Origin of the sequence: Flavobacterium sp. MEB061, from assembly GCF_000834715.1 — a bacterium.
GTDB classification, from domain to species: Bacteria; Bacteroidota; Bacteroidia; order Flavobacteriales; family Flavobacteriaceae; genus Flavobacterium; species Flavobacterium pectinovorum.
Genome location: NZ_JXQR01000015.1, coordinates 605,036 through 613,618, shown reverse-complemented (window position 1 = coordinate 613,618; position 8,583 = coordinate 605,036). Strand labels below are relative to the sequence as shown.

Sequence of the window (8,583 nt, the reverse complement as noted above, 5' to 3'; positions counted from 1 at the left end):
TTTTATTTTTTTTCTTTAAAAAAATAAAAGATTGGAACGGATAGCGGGATTAGCTCCTGAAAAAAAATCAATTTCATCATAAAAAACGAAATGACATAAAAACAAAAAAGGCTGCCTTTTCAGACAGCCTAATGATTTTAAAAACAATAAAAAATTACGCTTTCGCTTTTCTTTTCACCGTACAGCCAATTTCTTTAGTCTCGGTTATAGCTGGTTTTTGATTGTTTTTTAATGATGCAATTACATCTTCAACATACTTCGTTTTTTCGTCTTTAGTTCCTTCAGGATCGTTATCGATAGCGCCTGTATATTCTACAACAGTTCCTTTTGCGGTTTTTGAAACTACAAAAAGATGCGGCGTATGTTTTGCACCATATTGATCTGTAACGATTTGTCCTTTATCAAATAAATAAGGGAAAGCATATTTTTTTTCTTTTGCCAAATCCTGCATTTTATCAAAAGTATCTGCTTTTGAAGCTTCGGGATCATTTGGGTTTATGGCAATTACGGGATATCCTTGTGGCTTGAATTTTTTGTCCAAATCGATAATTCTTTGTTCATATGCTTTTGCGTACGGACATGTATTGCATGTAAACACTACAATAAAACCTTTTGCATCTGGATAACTGGCAAAAGAAACTTCTTTATTATCAACATTTTTCAGTTTAAAATCCGGTGCTGGCTGTCCGGCTTTAAGAGTTGGAGCTTGTGCCTGAGCAAGAAAGGCACTAAAAATTAGTGCAAGTGTAATAAACTTTTTCATAATTATAGTTTTTTATATTCGGTTAGTAATTGTTCGTAGGTAAGTTCGCTTTCTATAAATTTTCTTTTATCGCCTTTTATGAATAATGTAGCGGGGATACTGCCTGACCACGACGGGTCAATGCGATCGATATATTCCTGCGGATTGCTTTCGTTCAATAAAAATACTTGGTTTTTGAGATTTTTTCTTTTTACAAATGGTACAACTGCTGAAGTAAGTTTCGATTTAAAATCGACGCTTATTAATAATACAGTCAATTTATCTGTTTTATGTTCTGCACTAAGTTTTTCAAAATGAGGTAATTCTTTAATACACGGCGCGCACCAGGTTGCCCAAAAGTTAACAACGTAAGTGCTGTCTTTTCCGGCTTTCATTCTTTCCTGAAGCTGGTCTATATTAATCAGCTTTACTTGCTGGCTATAAGACTTTAAGGAGAAAGCCAGCAACAGAATAACAATAATTGTAAAAGCTTTGATTTCTTTCATACAAATGGTATTTGGCTTTTATTGGCGCAATGTTCATTACAAATATAAAACTAATGGAATTTTAAAAATCGTAAATTCTTGTTAATAAAGTTCTTTTTTGGCAATGAATTCTTATCAGGTTTGAGATTGCCTATTTCACCTTTTAATTTGTCCGGTTCAGCAAAATAGCACTATTTATTTTCCTGCTTTCAACGCAATTTTGTCTCATCAAATAATTAAAAATATAAAAATCATGAACACAAAAACAACAAAAATTATTTACTGGACTGGCGTAGTATTAACTTCTTTATGGTTTGGCGCAAGCGGATTTTTTGAACTTACAACCAACAAAATTGTTTGGGAAATTACACAACAATTGGGTTATCCGGCACACTTTATTTACATCTTGGGTGTAATGAAAATCTCTGGAATTATCACTTTATTGATTCCGAATAAATTACTTAGACTGAAAGAGTGGGTATTTGCGGGAATCTTTTTTGACATCATTTTTGCTTTCTTTTCAAAATTGGCGGTATTTGGTTTTGGCGCCACAACCGATGCTATTATTGCTTTTGTGATGGTGAGTGTTACTTATGCTATGTTTAGAAAATTGTATACAGCGACTTATGTTGCTGCGTAATATTCGTTGAACATTTTAAATATAGCCACAGATTAAAGGATTAAAATGATTTTTTTTCACGCAGATAACGCAGATTTGAGCAGATTTAAATATTAATAATCTGCGTAAATCTGCTTAGATTAAAAAAAATCTGCGTGAAACAAAAACTTTTATGACTTAGTCTTTTGTAAAATCTTTAAACAAAAAAATCATGAAAAAACTTATCTTAATCGTCTTTGCAATTGTTCTTTCCATCTTATTCTTTCTAAGCTGTTTTATGTTTCAGGAAAATGATGAAATCGCCATAAAAAATGCGATCGAAAAACTGAAATAATTATCTGTTTTCCAGCCAGTTCAAAAAGGCGGTTGCTTTTTCTTTTCCTACCAGTAATTTTTCTTCGGTAGGAATTGTTAATTTAAGAATCAGCTTACGCGAAAAATAATGCTCTGCTTCTCTAATAGCCGAAAAATTGATCAAATATTGTCTGTTGATTCTAAAAAACTGAGTTGTCGACAATAGTTTATGAACCTCATCTAAGGATTGTGTAATTTGATATTCTGTTTTATCAAAAGTCAATATAGTTGGGGTTTCATTTTTGATATAAAACAACGCAATATTCTCTGTTAAAACGGTTTGGTATTTATTATTTTTAAAAACCAGAAAACTGCTTTTGCCTTTATTTTCACCTGTTCTGGTCAGTAAATAATCAAAATCGGGCATGGCTTTTTTATTTCTTTGGAAAAAATTTTTCAATTCTCCCGCTTTTTTAATCGCCTGCGCAATGCTTTCTCTCGAAAAAGGTTTTAGTACATAATCAATTCCGTTTGACTTAAAAGCTTCAATCGCATAATCATCAAAAGCGGTACAAAAAATGACCGGAGAAAGTACCTCAATGTTTTTAAAGATCTCAAAACACAAACCGTCTGCGAGCTGAATATCCATAAAAATAAGATCGGGCTGGTCGTTTTCCTGAAGATAACTCACCGCTCCGTCAATACTTTGTATGTACGATAAAATCTGGGCATCTGGCCTGATACTCAATATAAGCTGACCAAGTGCTTTGGCTGTTTTTACTTCATCTTCAATTATTACGATAGTCATAAATCATGGGTATTTTTACTTTAAAAGTAGTTTCGGTTTTGTCTATTTCTATTTCTTTATGTATCAAATGCATAAAACGCTGGTTGATATTATCCAAACCAACGCCTGTGGATAATGCGCCTCTTTTGAGCTGAATCTGGTTTTCGATAACCAGAAAATCACCTTCGGTATATAATTTAATTTTCAAAGGTTTATCTAATGAAACAACATTGTGTTTAATGCAGTTTTCTATTAATAATTGTAATGAAAATGGCGGAATTGCCGAGTCGTATTGTTTTGGATCGATTTCGTTTGTCACTTCAAATCCGTCTTCAAAACGGGCTTTTAGCAAATAAACATAGGAGTCTAAAATTTGAAGTTCTTCGCGAAGCGAGATTAAATCCATTTTTCTGCTTTCGAGCGTAAAACGATAAAAATCAGATAATTTGAGAATAAAATCAGAACTCTGCGGATCCTGAATATCAACCATCGATTTTAAAGTATTGAGGCTGTTAAACAAAAAATGCGGATTTACCTGCCGTTTCAGCAATTCGTATTGTGCGCCCAGATTTACCGCCTGAGTACGCTCTAACTCTACCGCAATTTGCTGTGTCTGATAATTTTGAAACAACAAATGCAGAAACATATAAACGATCAAATTGATTAAAACGCCTCGTAATTCGAACATTATCGGCGCATCCATTTTGGATACCTGAAACAATTCCTGATGGGCAATTACCAAAATAACCATTACCAGGATTCCCATTAAAACACTTAAAAGCAGTTTCCAGTTGAATAAGCTTTTATGCGTGCGCTGTGCCGTAAATTTTGGCAGACTGTAAATATTATAATACCAGATAAATATCGAAAACATCAAGGTTATCGACGAGTTTATAACGATGTCTGAAGCTGTAGAAAAAGCATCAAATAATTTGGGTATTGAAGCAAGAATCGCCAGCGCAACGGAGCTTCCCCATATAACACGGCTCGATACCTGAAAGCGTTTTACTTTTTCCATTTTTTGTATTTGTTTTATCTTGCTTGTCAAAGATAGAATATTGAGTTTTAACCGCAAAGTTCGCAAAGATTTTACGCAAAGTTCGCGAAGTTTTTTATAAGTGAAGTTTTGTAAAAATATAAGTTCGCAAAGCTTTGTGTAGACTTTACGAAGTTATATTGTGTTTTATTTCACGCAGATTTTGCAGATTTAAGCAGATTCGCACAGATAATTATCCAAATTAAATCTGCTCAAATCTGCAAAATCTGCGTGAAACAAAAACTTTTATATTAATTGAAAGACAGCTTTATCTGCACCTAAAATACTTCCCGTTTTAAGATCCTGTACAAAACCAATTATTTCAAAATCTTTATTGTTGAAGTTTTTAGGCAAATGAATTACAGAAGTTCCTTTTTTATCTTTTGCAATTTCTATTGAACTCAGCTGATGTACAATTTGATAATGCGATAAAACGCGATGCGCATTCTCTCCTCTTTTCACATTACTTTTTGCTGATTTTTGAACTATGGCGATCAACAATTTACTGTTTTTGGTATTTCCTTCAACACTATAATTTATTGCAAGATTATTATTAGTTTGATTCGCCTGTAAGGATAAATCAACAGTTGCAGGTTTTAAAAGTGCTGTTTTTACAGCGTTTCTAACAATTGTTTCTTGTGAACCTACATAATCTGCTTTTCCGTTGATGATTAATTGTGGCGTATAAATAGGCTCTTTCCCCAGAAATTGGGCATAATCATATTGTCGTTTGGTGTTAGTAGCATTGCTAAAAACATCTTTCCAGCCTTGTTTGTCCCAATAATCAACATGATAAGACAATACGTAAACGTTGTTATCCTGATATTCGTTTTGAATTTTTCCCATCAATTCATCTGCGGGCGGACAGCTTGAACATCCTTCGGAAGTAAATAATTCCAGAACGGCAAAACCTTTTTTATTTGTATTATTTTGTGCAAAAGCAGTTATTCCTGCCAGGAGAAATAATGCACTTAAAATGGGTATTAATTTTATTTTTTTCATGTTGTGTGTTTTTATACGTTCCTGCAAGGTTTTCAAAACGTTGTAGGTTTGATTTTTTAAGTTTGGTAATTTCATTCTAAACCAATTATACCTACAAGGTTTTGAAAACCTTGCAGGATAACGGTAAAGATTAATTACAGAATATTAATTTCAACATCAATATTCCCTCTTGTTGCTTTAGAATACGGACAAGTTTGATGTGCCATATCGGTAATCTTTTTGGCAGTTTCGGCATCGATTCCCGGAAGACTTACGTTTAAGCGAGCCTGTAAATAATATTCGCCATCTGCATTACATAAATCTACTTCTGCGTCTACAGCGGTTTCTGCCGGAAGTTTGATATTTAATTTTCCGGCTGCGATTCCCATTGCGCCAATAAAACAAGCAGACCAACCCGCCGCAAAAAGCTGTTCCGGATTTGTTCCCGGACGTGAAGATCCCGGAGAACTTAATTTAATGTTTAGTTGATCATCAGAACTTTGTGATGCTCCTTCTCTTCCTCCTGTTGTGTGCGTTTTTCCTGTGTATAAGACTTTTTTCATGATTAATTTAATTTTAGATATTAGACTTTAGATTTTAGATTATTGGATTTGTTATTGAAATTGATTTTTGGGGCGTGTAATTTTACCGCAGAGTACACAAAGTTTTTTTTATAGAGAAGGTTTATAAAAACACAGAGATCGCAAAGCTGTGTGTTTATATAACTTGTGTTCTTTGTGTAATCTTTGAGTTCTCTGTGGTTAATTTTAAGCGCAATCCATAAAAAACTTAGCGGACTTTGCGGTTAAATTTTGGAATTTGGTCCCGAAGTCTCGGGATAAAAAATTGGAATTTATTATTTCGCCACATCAATTATCGCCTGAGCAAATGACTTTGGATCTTCTTGTGGCACATTGTGTCCGATGCCTTTTAGAATTCTGTGTTCGTATTTGCCTGTGAATTTGTTGGCATAGGCTTTTCCATCTGCGAAAGCGCCGTCAAAATCGCTTCCTATTGTTATTGTTGGAACTGTAATTGCGGGTCTTTCGGCCAAACGTTTTTCCAACGCATCATATTTAGATTCTCCCCCTTCAAGCGATTGTCTCCATCTGTAATTATGAATTACAATTGCCACATGATCCGGATTATTAAATGATTGTGCCGTTTGATCGTAAGTTGCTTTGTCGAAATTCCATAATGGCGATGCAATTTTCCAGATCAGTTTATTGAATTCATAAGTGTTTTGGCTGTAGCCGGTTTTTCCTCTTTCGGTAGCAAAATAATATTGGTACCACCAACCTAATTCTGCTTGCGGAGATAATGGTTTTAAGTTCGCTTCAAGATTTACAACCAAATAGCCGCTTACAGACACCAATCCGTTTAAACGTTCCGGCCAAAGTGCCGCCATAACAACGGCAGTTCTTGCGCCCCAGTCAAATCCGCCAATAGTAGCTTTTTTAATTTTTAAGGCATCCATCAAAGCAATAATATCACTTGCCAATGCGGCTTGCTGACCGTTTCTAAAAGTAGCATCCGAAAGAAAACGAGTTGTTCCAAAACCTCTTAAATAAGGGGTAATTACTCTGTAACCTTTTGCGACTAAAACAGGCACCACTTCATTATAACTATGAATATCATAAGGCCAGCCGTGAAGCAGGATTACTACATTTCCGTTTACAGGACCAGCCTCTGTATACCCCACATTTAAAAGTCCGGCATTGATTTGTTTTAATGTTCCTAGAGAACTATCTGCTTGTGCAGAAATTTGTGTTGTTGTAAAGAAAAGTACAGCAATTAAAATTAATTTAGAAAGTACTAAAGCTGATTTTTGATTTATTGTTTTCATAATATTTTATATTTAATGTTTTGATTATTAGTTAATTTCTTCGTCAAAAGTATCGCGATTACCATCCTTTTACAATGAGAAAAAAGGTGAACCGGACAAAGTAAAAGTTGAAATGGACAGGCTAAATCCTGAAATTATTTGACTATAACAAGTTTTTATTTTCTTAAGGATTTAAAAGCTGCACGAAGTTCAATTGTAAAAAGCTGTGGTTCTTCCCACGAAGCAAAATGCCCGCCTTTGTTTACTTCATTAAAATAAATCAGGTTTTTGTATGCTTTTTCGGCCCAGCTTTTTGGTGCCTGATAAATTTCTCCCGGAAAAACAGTTACGGCAACCGGAATTTTAATATCGTGTGTTTTTTGTTCGACAACATTAAAGTTGTTCGTATTATTCTCCCAATATAATTGTGCCGATGAATTGGCTGTATTGGTTAACCAATACAATGAAATATCATCCAGCATTTCATCTTTGGTTAGTGATTTTTCGGCATTTCCTCCACTATATGTCCATTCGTTAAATTTATCTAAGAAAAAAGAAGCCAACCCAACCGGAGAATCTGTCAATCCGTAGCCTAAAGTTTGCGGACGTGTTACCATCATTCCGGCATAACCGCCGCCTTTTGTGTATAATTTATTAAGCGAAACAAAAGCTGCTTTTTCTTTTACAGATAATCCTGCAGGAGCCGGATCTCCGCCTTTAAGTGCTTTTGCAACATCAGCCGGAACTGTTGCAGGCATATTTACGTGAATTCCCAATAATCCTTGTGGAGCCTTACGCGCCATGGCATCTGCAATTACAGAACCCCAATCTCCTCCCTGAGATACGTAGTTTTTGTAACCCAAACGTTTCATTAAAACATCCCAGGCATTCCCAATTTTTTCTGGTCCCCAACCTGTTCCTGTAGGTTTTTCTGAGAATCCGTAACCTGGCATTGACGGAATCACCAAATCAAATGCATCTTCGGCTTTTCCTCCGTAAGCAACAGGATCTGTCAATGGTCCGATTACTTTTATAAGTTCAAAGAAAGAACCCGGCCAGCCATGTGTAATAATTAATGGCAAAGCATTTTTGTTTTTAGATTTGATGTGGATAAACTGAATATCCAAGCCATCAATGTTGGTTATAAACTGTGGTAAAGCATTTAGTTTCGTTTCTGTTTTACGCCAGTCATAATCAGTTCCCCAATATTTTACAAGGCTTTGAATTTGCTGTAGTTTTACTCCTTGTGACTGATCGGCAACGGTTTCTTTATCCGGCCATCTTGTCGCATTGACACGATTGCGAAGATCTGTTAATGCATCTTGCGAAATACTAATATGATAAGGACGAACTGACTCGTCTTTAATTTTAGTTTTATCCTGATTTTTTTGTGCGAAGCCTATTGTTGTCATCAGTATAAAAATTCCTGCAGCGATTGCATTTAGGAAGCTTTTTTTGTTTTGTTGAATTGTTTTCATGATCTTAAATTTTGTTATTAATTTCTTTGTCAAAAGTATTTTGATAACAAGCGTTTTAAAATCATTAAATAAGTCAAATGGACGAAGTTAATGCTGAAATGGACATTGAAGAAGTTGAAAGTTTGGTGTTGATATTGTAATACTCGGTTATCTGGGTTTACCTTTGTCAAAGTTTGAAACTTTGACAAAGGTTTGCGCAATTATGTAGTCCCTACGGGACATTCTAAAAACTACAATTAATATTTTCTACCAATATTTAACTCCTAAAGGAGTATTTATTGTAATACTTAGTGGAGGTCACATATTAATATTTCTACCAATATGTAACTCCTAAAG

Annotated in this window: 10 protein-coding genes; 2 read left to right on the top strand and 8 right to left on the bottom strand. The window is 34.6% G+C overall.

Translation table 11 applies throughout. The annotated features are described in order from the left end of the window. Positions 1-154: 154 nt before the first annotated feature. Positions 155-763, bottom strand: a complete 609-nt coding sequence (locus tag RT99_RS09995) for a thioredoxin family protein (RefSeq protein ID WP_042564563.1) — start codon at positions 761-763, stop codon at positions 155-157. A gap of 2 nt (positions 764-765) precedes the next feature. Next, complete coding sequence (locus RT99_RS09990) at positions 766-1,248, bottom strand: TlpA family protein disulfide reductase (protein ID WP_042564562.1); 483 nt, start codon at positions 1,246-1,248, stop codon at positions 766-768. 232 nt (positions 1,249-1,480) lie between these two features. Between RT99_RS09990 and RT99_RS09985 the strand changes: the two genes are divergently transcribed. Continuing rightward, the gene (locus RT99_RS09985; protein WP_042564561.1) at positions 1,481-1,867 is read left to right on the top strand and encodes a DoxX family protein; all 387 of its coding nucleotides are present in this window, start codon (positions 1,481-1,483) and stop codon (positions 1,865-1,867) included. 190 nt (positions 1,868-2,057) lie between these two features. Continuing rightward, complete coding sequence (locus tag RT99_RS25805; protein WP_256365462.1) at positions 2,058-2,180, top strand: hypothetical protein; 123 nt, start codon at positions 2,058-2,060, stop codon at positions 2,178-2,180. On the opposite strand, the gene RT99_RS09980 is transcribed toward RT99_RS25805, so the two are convergent. From RT99_RS09980 to RT99_RS09955, 6 genes are all read right to left on the bottom strand, one after another. Beyond that, positions 2,181-2,948 carry a LytTR family DNA-binding domain-containing protein gene (locus tag RT99_RS09980; protein WP_042564560.1) on the bottom strand — a complete coding sequence of 256 codons (768 nt, stop codon included), beginning with the start codon at positions 2,946-2,948 and terminating at the stop codon, positions 2,181-2,183. Further along, positions 2,929-3,945 (bottom strand): sensor histidine kinase, encoded by a 1,017-nt coding sequence (locus RT99_RS09975; protein WP_042564559.1) that lies wholly within the window; start codon positions 3,943-3,945, stop codon positions 2,929-2,931. The genes RT99_RS09980 and RT99_RS09975 overlap by 20 nt, the downstream gene beginning before the upstream one ends. A gap of 264 nt (positions 3,946-4,209) precedes the next feature. Further along, positions 4,210-5,040, bottom strand: a complete 831-nt coding sequence (locus RT99_RS09970; protein WP_242607186.1) for a thioredoxin family protein — start codon at positions 5,038-5,040, stop codon at positions 4,210-4,212. Positions 5,041-5,099: 59 nt separating this feature from the next. Then, positions 5,100-5,507, bottom strand: coding sequence for an organic hydroperoxide resistance protein (locus RT99_RS09965; RefSeq protein ID WP_117614805.1), 408 nt, complete (start codon positions 5,505-5,507; stop codon positions 5,100-5,102). A gap of 293 nt (positions 5,508-5,800) precedes the next feature. After that, positions 5,801-6,790, bottom strand: coding sequence for an alpha/beta fold hydrolase (locus RT99_RS09960; protein WP_042564557.1), 990 nt, complete (start codon positions 6,788-6,790; stop codon positions 5,801-5,803). Positions 6,791-6,945: 155 nt separating this feature from the next. Beyond that, positions 6,946-8,247, bottom strand: a complete 1,302-nt coding sequence (locus tag RT99_RS09955; protein ID WP_082036941.1) for an epoxide hydrolase family protein — start codon at positions 8,245-8,247, stop codon at positions 6,946-6,948. Positions 8,248-8,583: the final 336 nt, after the last annotated feature.

Coding starts and splice junctions, on each gene's coding strand:
- RT99_RS09995 (WP_042564563.1), bottom strand. CDS start 763: ATGAAAAAGTTTATTACACTTGCACTAATTTTTAGTGCCTTTCTTGCT.
- RT99_RS09990 (WP_042564562.1), bottom strand. CDS start 1,248: ATGAAAGAAATCAAAGCTTTTACAATTATTGTTATTCTGTTGCTGGCT.
- RT99_RS09985 (WP_042564561.1), top strand. CDS start 1,481: ATGAACACAAAAACAACAAAAATTATTTACTGGACTGGCGTAGTATTA.
- RT99_RS25805 (WP_256365462.1), top strand. CDS start 2,058: ATGAAAAAACTTATCTTAATCGTCTTTGCAATTGTTCTTTCCATCTTA.
- RT99_RS09980 (WP_042564560.1), bottom strand. CDS start 2,948: ATGACTATCGTAATAATTGAAGATGAAGTAAAAACAGCCAAAGCACTT.
- RT99_RS09975 (WP_042564559.1), bottom strand. CDS start 3,945: ATGGAAAAAGTAAAACGCTTTCAGGTATCGAGCCGTGTTATATGGGGA.
- RT99_RS09970 (WP_242607186.1), bottom strand. CDS start 5,040: ATGAAATTACCAAACTTAAAAAATCAAACCTACAACGTTTTGAAAACC.
- RT99_RS09965 (WP_117614805.1), bottom strand. CDS start 5,507: ATGAAAAAAGTCTTATACACAGGAAAAACGCACACAACAGGAGGAAGA.
- RT99_RS09960 (WP_042564557.1), bottom strand. CDS start 6,790: ATGAAAACAATAAATCAAAAATCAGCTTTAGTACTTTCTAAATTAATT.
- RT99_RS09955 (WP_082036941.1), bottom strand. CDS start 8,247: ATGAAAACAATTCAACAAAACAAAAAAAGCTTCCTAAATGCAATCGCT.